At 58.8% G+C, this 15,701-nt stretch carries 16 protein-coding genes and 1 pseudogene; 6 read left to right on the top strand and 11 right to left on the bottom strand.

All coding sequences use genetic code 11. The features are described 5' to 3' along the window. Nucleotides 1-27 precede the first annotated feature (27 nt). From FB593_RS16785 to FB593_RS16755, 7 genes are all read right to left on the bottom strand, one after another. Nucleotides 28-1,344, bottom strand: a complete 1,317-nt coding sequence (locus tag FB593_RS16785) for an ATP-binding protein (RefSeq protein WP_145166780.1) — start codon at nt 1,342-1,344, stop codon at nt 28-30. Next, a complete protein-coding gene (locus tag FB593_RS16780; protein WP_145166779.1) occupies nt 1,341-2,081 on the bottom strand; it encodes a response regulator in 741 nt (246 codons plus the stop codon). The genes FB593_RS16785 and FB593_RS16780 overlap by 4 nt, the downstream gene beginning before the upstream one ends. A gap of 95 nt (nt 2,082-2,176) precedes the next feature. Beyond that, nucleotides 2,177-3,223, bottom strand: a complete 1,047-nt coding sequence (locus FB593_RS16775; RefSeq protein WP_145166778.1) for an alpha/beta fold hydrolase — start codon at nt 3,221-3,223, stop codon at nt 2,177-2,179. Nucleotides 3,224-3,424: 201 nt separating this feature from the next. Next, on the bottom strand, nt 3,425-4,183 hold the full coding sequence (locus tag FB593_RS16770) for an alpha/beta hydrolase (RefSeq protein ID WP_145166777.1): 759 nt from the start codon (nt 4,181-4,183) through the stop codon (nt 3,425-3,427). Between the two features lie 46 nt (nt 4,184-4,229). Continuing rightward, nucleotides 4,230-5,987, bottom strand: a complete 1,758-nt coding sequence (locus FB593_RS16765) for a cytochrome c biogenesis protein DipZ (RefSeq protein WP_145166776.1) — start codon at nt 5,985-5,987, stop codon at nt 4,230-4,232. Between the two features lie 180 nt (nt 5,988-6,167). After that, the gene (locus tag FB593_RS16760; RefSeq protein ID WP_145166775.1) at nt 6,168-6,677 is read right to left on the bottom strand and encodes a cytochrome P460 family protein; all 510 of its coding nucleotides are present in this window, start codon (nt 6,675-6,677) and stop codon (nt 6,168-6,170) included. A 129-nt stretch (nt 6,678-6,806) separates the two neighbouring features. Beyond that, on the bottom strand, nt 6,807-7,244 hold the full coding sequence (locus tag FB593_RS16755) for a hypothetical protein (RefSeq protein WP_145166774.1): 438 nt from the start codon (nt 7,242-7,244) through the stop codon (nt 6,807-6,809). Between the two features lie 347 nt (nt 7,245-7,591). Here FB593_RS16755 and FB593_RS16750 point away from each other — a divergent pair, with 347 nt between their 5' ends. Further along, nucleotides 7,592-8,680, top strand: a complete 1,089-nt coding sequence (locus tag FB593_RS16750) for a hypothetical protein (protein ID WP_145166773.1) — start codon at nt 7,592-7,594, stop codon at nt 8,678-8,680. Between the two features lie 100 nt (nt 8,681-8,780). Here FB593_RS16750 and FB593_RS16745 read toward each other — a convergent pair whose 3' ends face one another. After that, the gene (locus FB593_RS16745; RefSeq protein ID WP_145166772.1) at nt 8,781-9,989 is read right to left on the bottom strand and encodes an MFS transporter; all 1,209 of its coding nucleotides are present in this window, start codon (nt 9,987-9,989) and stop codon (nt 8,781-8,783) included. Between the two features lie 91 nt (nt 9,990-10,080). Here FB593_RS16745 and FB593_RS16740 point away from each other — a divergent pair. The 5 genes and pseudogenes from FB593_RS16740 to FB593_RS16720 all read left to right on the top strand — a co-directional run. Then, nucleotides 10,081-10,379: pseudogene (locus tag FB593_RS16740) on the top strand (transposase); the annotation flags it as partial. 79 nt (nt 10,380-10,458) lie between these two features. Then, the gene (gene tnpA / locus FB593_RS16735) at nt 10,459-10,866 is read left to right on the top strand and encodes an IS66-like element accessory protein TnpA (protein ID WP_032488527.1); all 408 of its coding nucleotides are present in this window, start codon (nt 10,459-10,461) and stop codon (nt 10,864-10,866) included. Beyond that, the gene (gene tnpB, locus FB593_RS16730; protein ID WP_034495582.1) at nt 10,863-11,210 is read left to right on the top strand and encodes an IS66 family insertion sequence element accessory protein TnpB; all 348 of its coding nucleotides are present in this window, start codon (nt 10,863-10,865) and stop codon (nt 11,208-11,210) included. The genes tnpA and tnpB overlap by 4 nt, the downstream gene beginning before the upstream one ends. Nucleotides 11,211-11,255: 45 nt before the next feature. Continuing rightward, the gene (locus FB593_RS16725) at nt 11,256-12,911 is read left to right on the top strand and encodes an IS66-like element IS66 family transposase (RefSeq protein WP_145166771.1); all 1,656 of its coding nucleotides are present in this window, start codon (nt 11,256-11,258) and stop codon (nt 12,909-12,911) included. 87 nt (nt 12,912-12,998) lie between these two features. Continuing rightward, entirely contained in the window at nt 12,999-13,298 is a 300-nt protein-coding gene (locus tag FB593_RS16720; RefSeq protein ID WP_210246039.1) for a hypothetical protein, read from the top strand. Nucleotides 13,299-13,408: 110 nt separating this feature from the next. Here FB593_RS16720 and FB593_RS16715 read toward each other — a convergent pair whose 3' ends face one another. The 3 genes from FB593_RS16715 to FB593_RS16705 are packed head-to-tail and all read right to left on the bottom strand — an operon-like array spanning nt 13,409 to nt 15,642. Next, entirely contained in the window at nt 13,409-13,687 is a 279-nt protein-coding gene (locus FB593_RS16715) for a hypothetical protein (RefSeq protein WP_145166769.1), read from the bottom strand. Nucleotides 13,688-13,701: 14 nt separating this feature from the next. Next, on the bottom strand, nt 13,702-14,736 hold the full coding sequence (locus FB593_RS16710; RefSeq protein ID WP_321186281.1) for a putative phage abortive infection protein: 1,035 nt from the start codon (nt 14,734-14,736) through the stop codon (nt 13,702-13,704). 12 nt (nt 14,737-14,748) lie between these two features. Then, the gene (locus FB593_RS16705; RefSeq protein ID WP_186447933.1) at nt 14,749-15,642 is read right to left on the bottom strand and encodes a DUF4365 domain-containing protein; all 894 of its coding nucleotides are present in this window, start codon (nt 15,640-15,642) and stop codon (nt 14,749-14,751) included. Nucleotides 15,643-15,701: the final 59 nt, after the last annotated feature.

The following is a 15,701-nucleotide window of genomic DNA, read 5'->3' as shown; positions in this document are numbered from 1 at the left end:
GGTACTTATCGTTAATCTGCGTCCCTCTCAGGCAAAAGCCACCTCGGCTGCAAGCCCGCCGCCTTGCCTGTTATAGAGGCGCACTGAGCCGCCGATTGTTCCGGCGAGCTGCTGCGCGATCGCAAGTCCGAGTCCTGTACCGCCGGTGTCGCGGTTTCTCGATGTTTCAATCCGGAAAAAGGGCTGCATGGCATTTTGAAGCATCTCGTCTGGGATGCCCGGCCCACGATCGAGCACCGTGATGACCACGGTGCCTTCAGTGCGCCGGTCGACCTTAATTTCCGCACTGCCCCCGAATTTGAGTGCGTTATCTATCAAGTTCGTCAGGATTCTTCGCAGGGCATGTGGCTTTGTCGACACTGTGCCGCGCACCATACCATCAACCGTGACTGCTTTTCCTGTATCCTGATAGTCGTAGGCTATGCTGTCGATGAAAGAGGCCAGATCGATACGTGAGGATTTCTCGCCATTGCCATGACCGCTGCGTGCATAAGCGATACCATCCTGTACTAGACGTTCGATTTCACGCAGATCACTGACCAGCTTTTCCTTTTCCGGCGTATCGTCTGCCATGTCGGCGCGCAACCGCATCCGGGTGATGGGCGTCTGCAGGTCGTGCGAAATCGCCGCGAGAATCTGGACCCGCTCTTCGAGATATTGGGCGACGCGATCGCGCATCGCGTTGAAGGCGCGGGCGGCGTGGACAACTTCGCTTGGGCCGCTCTCACTCATCGGTAACCCCTTTTCCCCCGGATCCAACGCTTCGGCTGCCGCAGCCAGCGCGCTGAGCGGTCTGGTCGTCTGTCGCACTGCAAACCAGGTGCACAGAAGAAGAAGCGCCATCTGAGCGGCGAAGACATAAGGCAGCCACTCCGCCAGCGGCATCACGCCGCGCGGTGTCACGTCAATTGTGAGGGGCGAGCCGTCCGATAGCGTCAGATGCGCCTGAAGCCGCTTGCCGTCGCCGGGAATGGACTCGACCTTGACGGGGAAACGGTGACCTGCGGCCTCCTCGATCCTCTGCGCAATTTCAGCGCCGCGGCCAGACATGTCGGAAACACCTGGAACACCCGGGCCGAGGACGAGCTGATAATTGCTGCGGCTCAGGCGATGGACCCATTGCGCCCGCTCTTCCGCAGGCAGGCGGTCGATTATGGCGATCGATACAGCCAGATCCTGCTCAAGAGTGCCGAGCATGACCGCCTTTGCCGACATATATCTTTCGGCAAAGAGGATGCTGAACGACAGACCGTAGGCAATGGCGAGGCCCGCAAACAGGATGATGAAAAGTCTGGACCGCAACGAGCGCGGCCACCAGCCGGCGAGCAGGCGTGGGCCGTTCATAACCTCGGCTCCGAAATCTCCACGGGCACCGCAAAGACATAGCCTTCCGCCCGCACCGTCTTGATGTAGACGGGTTCGCGCGCGTCATCCCCCAGCCTTTGGCGCACGCGGCTCACGAGAAGATCGATCGATCGGTCGAAAAGTTCGGCATCGCGGCCCTGAGTGAGATTTAACAGCTGGTCCCGGTTGAGGACGCGCTGGGGATGATCGATGAAGACCTTGAGGAGCCGGTATTCAGCGCCGCTCAAGGCCACGGTCGTGCCCTCCCTGTCGAGCAGGTGGCGGCCCACCGTGTCGAGGCGCCACTCACCAAAGGTCAGGAGCTGCCCGGCCTCGCTGATCTGCAGATTGGGAGGCAGCATCCGCGTGCGGCGCAGGATGGCTTTGATCCGCGCAAGAAGTTCGCGGGCAGCGAAGGGCTTCGACAGATAGTCGTCGGCGCCCATTTCGAGCCCGATAATGCGATCCATCTCGTCATCCCGGGCGGTCAGCATCAGCACCGGCTTGGCTTTGTGTTTCCCCGCCCGCAGCTCACGGCATAAAACTAGCCCGTCATCGCCAGGCATCATCACGTCGAGCACGATGAGATCGACGGTATTGCCGTCGAGAAAACTTCTCATCTGCCGTCCATCGGCCGCCACGCTCGTACGCAGGCCGTTCTTCTTCAGGTAGCTGGAGACCAGCTCCCGGATTTCCCTGTCGTCGTCCACGACGAGAATATGGTCGATATGGTCCATTGGATGCCTTCGTCGTCCGGACGGTTCGAGTGGCCCGCTACCGCGCGCCCCGCTGTCACATGCAGTAAGACAACGGTTCGCGGGCTTCGGCAAGTTTAAAGCTTTGCGACGTCCAGAACAGCCCTGGCAAAAGCCTCTGGCGCTTCCTGCGGAAGGTTGTGGCCTATGCCGCCGCTGATGTTGCGGTGCTGGTATTTGCCGGAAAACTTTGATGCATAGGCGGAAGGGTCTGGATGCGGAGCACCGTTGGCGTCGCCTTCCAATGTTATCGTCGGCACGGCGATGACGGGAAGTTTCGCAAGCTTACGCTCGTAATTATCGTACTTGGCTTCCCCGTCTGCCAGTGCCAACCGCCAGCGGTAGTTATGGATGGTGATGGCCACATGGTCGGGATTGTCGAATGCGGGGGCCGAACGATTGAAGGTCTCGTCACTGAATTTCCAGGTCGGAGATGCCGTCTGCCAGATCAGACGCACGAAGTCGCGGGTGTTCGCTGCGTAACCCGCACGGCCGCGTTCCGTCGCGAAATAGAACTGATACCACCACGAAAGTTCCGCCTTGGGCGGAAGCGGCTTTCTATTGATTTCCTGACTGCCGATGAGATAGCCGCTGACCGACACGAGCCCGGTGCAACGCTCGGGCCAGAGTACGGCCATGATGTCGGCGGTGCGAGCGCCCCAGTCATAACCGGCCACGACGGCCTGTTTGACGCCGAGTGCGTCGAGAAAGGCAATCATGTCGACCGCAAGCGCCGCCTGCTGTCCGTTGCGTGCCGTGTCGTCCGAGAGAAAACGGGTCGTGCCATATCCGCGCAGATAGGGGATGAGTACCCGATATCCAGCCGATGCAAGGATGGGCGCGACATCGACATAGCTGTAGATGTCATAGGGCCATCCGTGCAGCAGCAGCACGACCGGGCCGTCTGCGGGGCCAGCTTCTGCGTAACCGACGCTGAGTACACCCGCTTCAACCTGCTTCAGGGCGCTAAAGGAGGTAGCTCCGTCGCGTCCGGTTGACGGCTGAGGCGCAGGCGCTTCGCCCTTGGCATGAGCAAGGCCTACTGAAGCGAATTCGACGGCGGCAACCGTCATTGCGGCAATGCCAAAGAAGCGGCGGCGCTGGAAATTGATCTCGGAAGTCATTTGCTGTCTCTCCTGTCCGTGTTGGATGCCGGGCAGGTAACAGGGTGCGTGTATCGTCGATGTGTCCCAAGGGAGGCGACTGTGAATGGTTTTGTAGCAGGGTGCATTCCGGATACAGACTGATACATTTGGCTCGCCCTTCCAACGCAATCAGCCGCCCCGACATCCGGGGCGGCTGCATTTGATCTTACGGAGGTGTGCTTACTTTGAGGATTGCCGGGCGGCCTGTTCGATGATGTCTGCGACCTTTTTGGGCTGGGAGGCGAAGACCGCATGGCTTGCCGCAATCTCGGTCACCGCACTGCCGGCGCGCTTGGCCATGTCACGCTCGAGATCGCGGTTAATCGACCGGTCCTGCGTTGCGACGATCGACCAGCTTTTTTTGGTTTTCCAGGCGGGTTCGCCGGCCTTGGCGGCAAAGGCGGCCTTGGCGGCGAAGACCCGACTTCTTGCCATGAAGGCCGCGTCCTCACGCGGCAGATCGCCGGCGAAATCTTGTCCAAAGACGGCGGGATCGAGATAAAGGAACGCGCCATCCTTCGTCGGCTTGATGCCGTTGCCGGCCGGCGGTTTGGAGCCGGCGAGGTCGAGAAGGCTCTCTCCCTTCTCCGGCTGGAATGCGGCGACATAGACCAGCCCGGCCACGTCCGGTCGATTGCCGGCTTCCGAAATCACCATGCCGCCGTAGCTGTGCCCGACGAGCAGGCTGGGGCCCTGCTGGAGATCGAGGACACGGTTGGTGGCCGCCACATCATCGGCAAGCGAGGTGATGGGCTCCTGCACGATCGTGACGTTGAAACCTCGGCTTTGAAGAATCTCTGTCGCCCGGCGCCAGGCCGAACCATCGGCCAGCGCGCCATGGACGATGACGATATTCTTCACCTCCGCCGCATGTGCGGCAAAAGCGGTCAGTGAGGTTGCTACGGCAATCGCGAATTTTGGCATGAGACGACGGTGCATCATGTTTTTCCTTTGGTTTAATGGGAAAGGGAAGGAAAATGCAGGTTCAGCCGAACGTGAAGGCATAGGCCTGCACGCCGGGGTCGAGGAAGCGGATGGCAAAGGTTCTCGCTTCGACGGTGCCGGACTGGCGGACGAGCTGGTAAAGACGGGTTGAGGTAACAACGCCATTGCCCTCGGCGTCCGTGTCGGCGCCGTGATCCGCATCCGGCGGATGCCCGTCGATGGTGACCTCGAAACGAACCGGTTTTCCGGCGCTTGCCGGTCCAAGGACCAGATGCAGGTCACGGGCGCTGAAGCGGTAGGTTATGCCGCCATCAGCCGCATCAAGTGTGGCCGCCTCCGCGCCAACCGTCCAGGTACCGGAAAGTCCCCATTCGTTGAGAGAAGGCGTCGTGACGGAATAGTCGCGCGGCGTGTCCGCGCGCACCGCCTCGTTCGATGCAAAATTCTCAGCCTGTCGGTAGCCGATATAGGTTTCGCCGGAGCGCATGTGCCTGATATCCGCACCGGCTTCAGCCCCTGTCGCCTCCGGGCTCACCGGGGCACTGGAGGAAGCGCTACTGCCGGCTTCGCGCAGCAGGTCCTGGATCGCCTCTTCTGTCTGCCGATAATCGCCTTCGCCGAAATGGTGGTAGCGAATCTGGCCCTTGGCATCGATCAGGTAATGCGCCGGCCAGTAGCTGTTATCGAAGGCGCGCCAGATCTTGTAATCATTATCGATTGCCACCGGGTAATCGATCTTGAAGCCGGCGACGGCCTGCCTGACATTGTCGATTTTCTTTTCAAAGGCGAATTCGGGGGCGTGGACACCGATGACGACGAGGCCCTGATCGCGGTATTTGTCTGCCCACGCCCGCACATAGGGAATGGTGCGGATGCAGTTGATGCAGGAGTAGGTCCAGAAGTCGACGAGGACGACCTTGCCACGTAATTGTTCGCGCGTGAGCGGCGGGGAATTGAGCCACTCGACGGCGCCGTCGAGGGATGGAGCCTTGCCCTCAACCGGCAACTCTGACCGGGCGGCGGCAGCGCTGGCGCTGGCGCCTGCCGCGGTCGCCGCTTCAGGCGCTTTGGCGGTGTGGAGCCGATCGAGCACCTGCTGTTCGAAGGATGCCGTGCTCGCATAGGAAATCTGCGAAAGGAAACCCGTATCCAGACCGAGCGCGATGACCGTGACGCCGGCAAGCACCGCCGCGCCAAGCACTTGGCGGATCCGCTCGCTAAAACCCAGAGACCGCTTCATACCCGCAAATACCCGACCGCCGATGAGGATGGCGACGGCAAGGGATGTCGCTGCCCCGGCGGCATAGGCGGCAAGCAGCAGGCTCGTTTCCAGATTGGCCCCCTTCAGGGCCGCTCCCGTCAGGACAAGCCCGAGGATTGGTCCCGCGCAGGGTGCCCATAAAAGCCCGGTGGCGATGCCGAGTATCAGCGAGCCCGCAATCGTCGGTACTGACCCGGGCTTGCCGGCGGCATTGGCGAGCCGGTTACCGAGGTCAACGACCGGGCGGGTGATGATGCTGGCCGCACGGGGCGAAATCAGGCCGACACCGAAGACCGCAAGCAGCGCAAGAGCCGCGAGCCGGCCATATTCATTGGCGCTGATTGCCCAGCTCCCGCCAACAGCGGCAAGCGTCGCGACGGCGCAAAAGGTTGCCGCCATTCCCGTAAGCAGGGGCAGCGTGCTGCGCAGGAACGGTTGCCCCGCCCGCGCAAAAACGAAGGGAAGGATGGGCAGGATACAGGGGCTGAGAATTGTCAGCGCCCCTCCGAGATAGGCAATGACCAGAAACGTCATCATCTTGTCCTTTCAGGCAGGAGTTCACGGCTCCGGGCGGCGAAGGCGACCCGGTGATGGCGCCAATTTCCCGGCCTCACGTATCCCTGATGTGTCGGGACTTCGGTGAATTTGTAATCGAGTGTAGAGGCCGCCTTTCCGCGAACAGTCGCGAAAGCGAAATCGCCCGAGCCCCGGCATCGGTTACGGTGCATATCGCGTGAAGATGAAATCATGGTCCTTGACGTTGCCCTCGTGGCAGGAGAGGCACGTCTCATGCTGAGCGGCATCCACCGCCTTGCCGTTGACAAACCGCCCGAAGCCCCAGCCGTGGCTGGCGGCATATTTCCTGGAGTCTTTCACCATCACCTGCACTGTGGTCGCCGCGCCCGGAACCGTGGCCGGCGGAAACTCCGTGGATTGCTGCCGTTTATAGGCGAGCTTCACCAGTATCGAGCCGTCGGGGAAGGGCAGGGTTCCGCTCTTGTAGGCGTTGACGGCGACATCGTTTGCCAGAACAGCACGAAGCTCGTCCAGCGGCGGCGCTTCCTGCGCGGGCGCGATGAACTTCCAGTCACGATATCCTTCAGGAAGCGTGACACCATAGATGGGAGAGGCAAGCTCCGGCGGCGTGTCCGCTGAGCTCGAATAAACGGTTCCAAAACCTGCTGCCGCACCCGATAGGGCGACGGCGAAGAAAATCTGCCTCTTCATGGGAAATCCTGCCTGATCCGAAATAGATCAGGCAATGATCTGCCCTGCAGGTATCTGGCATGTTTCCTGAAACCCGCATTTATGTATCAAATCGTAGCGCTGCGCAGTGCCCCCGGAGGCATGTCACGCTTAAAGGCCGGCGAGCACGCTCACGTCATCGTCTTTTGGAGCTTCCATCGCGACCCTTATCGCCTTCTGGATCTCGTCCTCTATTGCCTTCCTTTCGTCGGGCGGCATGGCGGCAAGGTCGCCTTCGGACAATCCCCGCGCCTCCAGATATTGGGCCCGGATTTTCTCGCCAAGGCTCATATTTGCCCAGCGGCTAAGCTCGGCCTCATCGGAGCCTGTTCCGCCGCCCTCAAGCGGGGTCTCTTCTATTCCGCCCTCTTGCCCCCGGAGCGACCAGAGTGCGTTGGCAAGATTGGAGGAGAGCGAAGGCGCGGCGCCCCCTGCGATCAACAATGCCGACCGTTCGGGTGTGGGATCGGGCACGGCCTGGGAAACGTCCTGTGGCCGCGGGCGTATGTAAAGCGAGGCGGTGGAGCCAATTCGATCGATTGCAGACATAGTATATCTCCTTCCGTCGCAATCTGGTTCGGGTGGCTTGTGTCTGGCTGGTCATGCTGCTTGCCTGCGTTCGGCGACGTCTCTTTGGCGACCACAAGCAGATTTCTTTCGTCACCTCGCCGGCGGAATTGCGCAAAATCATTCCGAAGCAACGAGAAGTCGTGAAACTTTTTGGAGCGCGGCGAGTTTGGTGAAGGAGCAATCAGCTCGCATGTCCCACTGCATATAATCGCCGCTACGCGGAGGATTGATCGTCCATTCGGAGGAGATCGCATGAATTCCATCATCTATCTAGTCGGCCTCGTCGTCGTCGTCCTGTTCATCCTCTCATTGTTGGGGCTACGCTGATGGTTGATCCAACGGGTATCGAAACGAATCCAAACCGCAGCTATGTGGATTGGCCAGCGATTTTCGCCGGTGCCGTCATTTCCTCGGGCGCCATGGCCATTCTCACCGCATTTGCGGGCGGCTTGGGCCTGAGTTCAATCTCGGCGGACAATGGTGGCGAGGTCAGCACAGTCTGGCTCATCATAACCGCGCTGTTCGTCATCATTTCCATGGTCGGCTCCTACATGCTGGGTGGCTATATTGCCGGCCGCATGCGTCGGCCTGCCGGCGCTGCCGACAGGAACGAACTGACCGTCCGCGATGGTGTGAATGGTCTGGTCGTGTGGGGCCTCGGTACGGTCGTCTCGGCGTTTCTCGCGCTCGGCGTGCTGTCCGGTGGTGCCAAGGCTGTCGGCAGCGTGGCGCAGACCGCGGTTGAGGCAACGGGTTCCGCGGTCGGTGGCGCCGTTCAGGGTGCTGGCCAACTTGCGGGCGGCATCATTTCCGGCGCTGGCAGTGCAGCAGGCGGTCTGGCGCAAGGCGCCGGTCAAGCTGCAGCGCCCAGCATCGAGCAAATGCTTCCGCAGGGCCTGAAAGCCAATCCAATCGACTATTTCACGGATAGTCTTTTGAGAACCGATGCGCCCGCCGCCCCTCTGACGGGTGACCAGAGCGCCGGCGATTATCAGCGCCAGATCAGCGGCATCCTCGGCAATCTTCTTGCAACCGGTGAGATATCTGATGCCGATAAGACATGGCTTGCCAATCAGGTCGCTGCCCGCACAAACATCAGCCAGACGGATGCGCAAACGCGCGTAAATCAGACTGTTGAACGCGTGCAGGCCGTCAGGGCGGAAGCGCAGAAGAAGGTCGATGAAGCACAGAAGCAGGTCGAAACCCTGAAGGCAGAGACGCAGAAGGCGTTGGACGATGCCAAGGCCAAAGCTGCGGATGCCGCAGAAAAAGCGCGCGTCGCAGGCATTCTGACCGCGTTCCTTCTGGCCGCTTCCGCGCTCGTTTCTGCCGCCGCTGCTTATATCGGCGCAGTACACGGTGGCCGACACAGAGACGAAGGCCGTATCTGGGGTGGTCTTTCCTACCGCAAGTAACCAGAGCGACGGCAAGAAAAATCGTCTTTTCACAAAAGTCCTGCCCGGACCAAATTCCGGGCAGGACTTTCGTTTTAGGTATCTTCCGTCACGGACACGGTCAATCGCGACGCTGCAGCAAGGCAAGTGCGACCGTGGATGCCGCCAGGATCGCGGTCAGCGCCAGCGGCGCAGTGGCACCGTAGGAATCTACGATATAGCCGCCGACAACCGCCCCGATACTGATAGCCACCTGGAAAGAAACAACCATCAGGCTGCCTGCCGCTTCCAGTGCATCGGGTGCGCCGCGGGAAAGGTTGGTCGGCAGCACCACGGGCGCCATGCCAAAGGCAAGACCCCAAAGCGCGACGAGCGCGAATGCGGCACCGCTATGAATACCCCATAGGACGAGGGCGATTGTTGCAAATGCCATCAGGGCGGCGGTTACGATGAGCGCGAGGCGGATACTGGTGTCTGCCATGCGGCCTCCCAGCACATTGCCGATCACGGAAGCGACGCCAAAGCCGAGCAGGGCGAGAGCAATCGGCGTGGTCTCAAGCAGCGTCACCTGTTCGAGGAAGGGACGTACATAAACTGAACCGGCAAAATGCCCCGTCATGAGCAGCAGGATGGCGAGCATCCCCAGTTGAACGCTGCGCCGCCGCGTCAGCCGGAAAACATCGGAAAGGCTATTGCTTGTACTTGCTGGCAGCGAGGGTAGGCTGAATATCTGAAGCAGCATGGCAATAATCGCAAGCCCCGCCGTCATCGACATGGCAATGCGCCATCCCACCCAGTCGCTGATCAACGCGCCCATGGAGGGAGCCGCAATGGTGGCGAGTGAAACGCCGAGTGTGACGATAGCCATGCCGCGCCCGGTCGAATTTGCGCCAACGAGCCGTGCCACGACAGCAACCGAAAGCGCCCAGAAACCGCTGAGCGCAATACCCAGTCCGGCCCGGCCCACCAGCAATAGCCAGAAATCTGCAGCAACTGATGCAAGAATGTTGGAGCCGATCGCCAGCGCACTGAGACCGACAAGCACGGTCTTACGGTTCAGTTTGCCGATGAGAACATTGCTCAGCAAAGCGGTCACAGCACCCACGGAGGCCGTCGCCGTGACAACCTGTCCCGCCGTACCCTCCGTAATACCGAGATCGCGCGCCATGGGCGTCAGCAATCCCGCGGGCAAAAACTCGGCCGATACCAGCGCAAAGCTTGTGGCCGCCATCGAAAGAACCGCAAACCAGGTTGCGGCGGTCCATGCGGGTTCCTCTGTGGCCTCCAGGCCAATCGTTGACCCATCAAATTCTGATGTCGTGTCCGTCATGGTGTCTCTCCTTGAGTTGGGAGAGTTTTAGACGAATTTTTTCGGATGATATGTATCTAAAAATCCGAATTTCATAGCTATTCCTCCGAAATGCAGTGGAGATGAAACCACTCAACAGGTCGCTGACAGACTTGGCGTCTCAAGACCGACATTGTATGGCTGGAAAGACCAGCTACTCGGTTATGAGGCTTCTTCATCCATGAAACGCCGCAAAGCCAACCACAAGGTGCCTGAACGTGAAGGGCTCGAGCGACAGCTTGAAGCCCTCCAGCGAGATGTCCGCCAATTACAACTCGAGCACGATCTCCTGAAGAAGGCCAACGAACTCCTAAAAAAGACCTGGGCGTCGATCTGCAGATCCTGAGTAATCGGGAGAAGACCCAGCTGATTGGTAAGCCCACGGTGAAGGCCGTCTTGCGATGACGGCCTGCTGACTGCCAGTCCTAGTGGTAACACTAGGAGTAGTCATATGGCGAAGCATCCAATTGAGGTGATCACGTCTGTGGAGCGCCGTCGGCGCTGGTCACGAGAAGACAAAGAGGGGCTTGTCGCTGCCTGTCTTGAGCCTGATGCGGTGATCTCGGAGATTGCCCGCGCGGCCGGCATCCATGTCAGCCAGTTGTTCCGTTGGCGCAAAGAGCTTTGTCGGATCGAGGAGCCAAGATCTGACACTGCGGCTTTGGTGCCGGTAATCGTGTCCGAGGCCGCTTCGACAGTCTCTCCCGCTCAGCCGGAACCACCCACCAAATTCCATCCTCGTCGGAAGCGCAGTGATGTAACAATCGAACTAGGTCGGGGCCGACGCGTCCGCGTGGATAGCGACATCGACACGGACGCGCTTGGCCGCATCCTCGACTGCGTGCTGGGGCTGCGATGATCCCGGTTCCTGTTGGCGTGAAGGTCTGGCTGGCGACGGGCTATACGGACATGCGCAAGGGCTTCCCCGGTCTGTCGTTGATGGTGCAGGAGGCGCTGAAGCGTGACCCGATGTGTGGACACCTGTTCGTATTCCGCGGCCGCGGCGGTGGCCTGATCAAGGTGATCTGGCATGACGGCCAGGGCGCTTGCCTGTTCACGAAGAAGCTGGAGCGTGGCCGCTTCATCTGGCCATCAGCGGCCGATGGCACGGTAGTGATCACGCCCGCGCAGCTCGGTTATCTGCTGGAGGGCATCGACTGGCGGATGCCGCAAAAGACCTGGCGGCCGACGTCGGCCGGATGAGTAAAAACACTGGAATGACAGGCTCGAATATGATTCCATCCTGTCATGAGCAATACGACTGAAGAGCTTCCGGACGACCTTGCCAGTGCCCTTGCCCTGCTGGCCCAGGAACGCGCTCGACGTGTTGCAGCCGAAGCAGAAGCGGCGACCGCCAAGGCCGAAGCCGCCAGTGCAAAAGCACTCGTATCGCATTCCGAAGCGCTGATCGCGCGGCTGAAGCTGGAGATCGACAAGGTTCGCCGTGAACTCTACGGCAGCCGGTCCGAGCGTAAGGCGCGGCTCCTGGAGCAGATGGAACTGCAACTCGAGGAGCTCGAAGCAGACGCCGGTGAAGATGAACTGGCGGCGGAGATCGCAGCCAAAGCTTCAACCGTCAAAGCTTTCGAGCGCAGGCGTCCGTCACGCAAGCCCTTTCCTGAACACCTGCCGCGTGAGCGCGTCGTAATCGCTGCTCCCGCGAATTGCGCCTGCTGCGGCTCCACCAAACTGTCGAAGCTTGGTGAAGACGTTACCGAGACCCTGGAGGTCGTCCCGCGTCAGTGGAAGGTCATCCAGACGGTGCGGGAGAAGTTTACCTGTCGCGAGTGCGAGAAGATCACGCAGCCACCAGCACCCTTCCATGTAACGCCACGCGGCTTTGCCGGGCCAAACCTGCTGGCGATGATCCTGTTCGAGAAGTTCGCCCAGCACCAGCCGCTCAATCGCCAGAGCGAACGCTATGCCCGCGAGGGCGTTGACATCAGCTTGTCAACGCTGGCCGATCAGGTCGGAGCATGTGCCGCGACGTTGAAGCCACTTCATTGTCTGATCGAAGCGCATGTTCTTGCCGCTGAGCGCCTGCATGGTGACGACACGACAGTGCCGATCCTGGCCAAGGGAAAGACCGATACCGGCCGCATTTGGACCTATGTCCGGGATGATCGGCCGTTCGGAGGCCTCTCACCGCCGGCAGCCCTTTACTATGCCTCGCGCGATCGACGGCAGGAGCATCCGGAACGCCACCTGAAGACCTTCACCGGTATTCTGCAGGCGGACGCCTATGGCGGCTACAATCCGCTGTTCAAGGGTGATCGCGATCCAAATCCGCTAAGACAGGCGTTTTGTTGGGCACACGCGCGTCGCAAGTTCTTCGTGCTCGCAGACATTAATGCGAACGCCAAGCGTGGAAAGAACGCCGCGCCGATCTCGCCTATGGCGCTCGAAGCTGTCAAACGGATCGACGGCCTGTTCGATATCGAGCGGGAGATCAACGGGCTTACGGCCGATCAACGCATGGAACGTCGCCGCAAGGAAAGCCTGCCGCTCGTCGACAGTCTGCAGGTCTGGCTTCAAACCGAGCGTGCAAAACTGTCGCGCAGTTCTCCGGTCGCCGAGGCGATCGATTACATGCTCAAGCGTTGGGATGGCTTCACATCATTCCTGGAGGATGGCCGGATTTGCCTCACGAACAACGCCGCGGAGCGAGCCCTGCGAGGCTTCGCACTCGGTAGGAAGTCCTGGCTCTTCGCCGGATCAGACCGCGGCGCGGATCGTGCAGCCTTCATGGCCACGTTGATCATGACGGCAAAGCTCAACGACATCGATCCGCAGGCGTGGCTGGCCGACGTTCTTGCCCGCATCGCCGACACGCCGATTATCAGGCTGGAGCAGTTGCTTCCGTGGAATTGGACGCCGCCGACCGTCAACGCTCAAGCTGCCTGACCTGTGGCCTTCACCGGAGGCTTACGCTGATTGACGCCCTTAAGGAAGTTTACCGCTTGCCAGAGCTGCCTGCCCAGCTTCGGATTCATGAAGGTGCGCGGACATGATCTCGAGGGTTTTATCGAGAATGGCGGCTTCAACGGGAGCGTCAAAACCTCATGGAAGGTGGACAATGGATCGCCCGTTAGTACCGAAGGTGATCTTAACGACTACTTCGGTTGGCACAGTTTCTCGGGCTTCAAGACCGCGTTCGTGGACCAGATGATCTCGGGTCAAAAAACGCTGACGATTACGGACGACAAGGGCACAGTTATCACCGCCGATCTAGAGGCAGCGCTGGGGGCTTTTTGGCAGTTGAATGGCTGCTTGGAGGATGCTGACAGGTAAGATTATCAGGAGAAATCAGTTTTCACCGGTCGCAACGCTGTGGATGTCGGTTGCGTACCGCTGTTAATCATCACCATCATGGCTGAGCTAAGGAATCTCAACATGGAAATCTATTCTTGCTCGGAATAGTCAGTCACGTCAATAAGAGTGATGCCGTAGGGTAGGCTGGATGAATAGTTGGCACTGGCCCAGCACTCAATCTGCTTACGCTCCGCTTCAGTATTCCAGAACACGAAGTAGTGCTTGCCGTTGTCACCCCTATCGATGTCGTCTTCTGCAATGCTGGCAGGAATATCGATGAAGGGGAATTGCCGGAGCAGATGTTGCAAGACTTCACGGTTGGTGGATTCCGCCTTAATGAAAACCTCATTGTCGATATTGATCGCCATGCACTGCTATCCTGTCAGATGTCATTCTCGTCTGCGGTGGCTTCATCGTTCAATACCGCCTCACGTTCCCGCATAGCCGCTAATCGGCTGGGTGGCCATATCTCCAACGGTGGCATTTTGGGCTCACCGAAAGATCTTGCTGAGTACAGCTCTTTATGCTCCGGCTTGATAAGCATGTTAGGCGGCAGGTTATCAAACAGCTCATAATCGTGGATGTAAATCCAGTAGTTCAGGCCGTTCTTGTTGAGCGCCGTGTAAAACAGCAACAATAATTCGTAGTCCGACAACTGTGCCCGCAGCAATTTCACATACCGTAGCTTATCACTGATGCCCTTGTAGTCATGAACGAACCGGAGGACGTTATAGAGATAACGGTAGTAGTGGGCGAGGTCTTGCTGCCTCCAGTCCCAAAACCTATTGTAGGCCCTCTGTAGGCGCTCCTTGTCCTCAAGTTCTCCAATTTCGTCGTAATACTGTTTGTAGTTGGCGAAGAATTGCTTGAAGCAGTCACGTCCAACAGCCCGCCGGTTGATGTCGCCGGACATGGCGTCATAGGTATTCGGCTGCCGGTTCTTCCATTCAAGGTCAATCGAGTTGACAATGGTGTTGTGCAGCGTGAGCATCTGGAAGAAGGTGGTCTCGAAGTTCTGGCGGTCGAGTGATTGATGTTGGTCTTCGAGAGCACGCGCTGATGCTGCCAGCTCATTCCTTGTCTCCGCCAATTCCTTCTGCTGCAGCACAATGGTGATGAGTAGCGCCATGAAGGTCAGGAACGTCAGGATGGGGTTAAGCGTGCCGCCGATGAAATCGCCGAAGGTGCCGCCGGTGGCTTCCGCATCGAAGTGGACGATAGCAAATGCGGTTGCCACGATGACGATGCAGAATGCGCCTGCAATCAAAAAAAGATGGAACAGATTGGATTTGGAGTTGTCGTTGGCGGGCTCAAGAAATGCCTCGAAGTGCTTCCGTGACCACCAATAGGCACACTTCGGCAATCGCTTCAACCACGCCCACGCTGACATGCTCCACCCCTTCAATTCCTGCCACACGACACGCTCCCGTCAGTCATCACCGGCAACAATCCTCTCCCAGCCAGCAGCTTCGTCATCGTAGTCGTCATCATCGTCCTCCATTTCAGGCGGCACGATTTCCCGTTCGATACCAATACCCGACCGGAAGAAATACTGCACTTCGAGATAAGCTTCGGCCGCTGGCCGCAGGGTTACCTGAAGCAAATGTTCGATAACTTCACTGTGGTATTCTTGAACAGAAACATAATGATACGTGGCCCAAGGAAATAGGATGCGCATCGCGTCTTGCAAATCTACGGCACGATAAAAATACTCATGTATCTCTTCCGGGTCGGTGTCGTAGTCATCAACATATATTTTGAGTGTTCGGAAATTGACGTGCTTATTGATCCACTCTTCCCATCGAAAGAATACCGTCTTATCCCTCACTCGCTCCATCAGTCCTTCATCGCTGGCGAAGGCGGCGCGCAGAACTGACTCGTCGTCGGTCGCACGAATATCCTTAAAAATGCGAAGGCCATCATCATCGAGAGTGTTGGCGGACGGTATCTTGATAGTGAAGCCGGTTTGCGTCAGCGTACACAGATGCTCCTCAACATGTTGGAACACCATCAGCTTGGTCTCGGGGTGGACTAGAACAAGGAAGACAGGGATCGGGTAGTTATTCCAATATGAGTAATGTTTGTGAGAGCCACGGTATATGTAATCATGCCCATGCTTCTCAAAATATGACTTGCCGGTTTTGATCTGCAGCGCGATGAGCTTGATTTTTCCTTTTTCGTGAATCTCAACCGTTGCATCGACGCCTCTGTCAGACTCTGGTTGGCGACGGAGGATCAGTCCTTTTTCGAGGAAGAAAGTTTCGACGTAGGAAAGACCTACGCGCCCCTTCAAATCGGTATCTAAATCAGGATTTGTGCCCAACCAACGCCCCCGCATTTACTTACCAATGGCATATGCCATTGACGGACGAATTGCGAGAG

The sequence above is a fragment of the Rhizobium sp. SJZ105 genome, from assembly GCF_007828365.1.
Lineage (GTDB): Bacteria > Pseudomonadota > Alphaproteobacteria > Rhizobiales > Rhizobiaceae > Agrobacterium > Agrobacterium tumefaciens.
The sequence above is the reverse complement of the archived record's forward strand: the minus strand, read 5'-3'. Positions and strand labels throughout refer to the sequence as shown.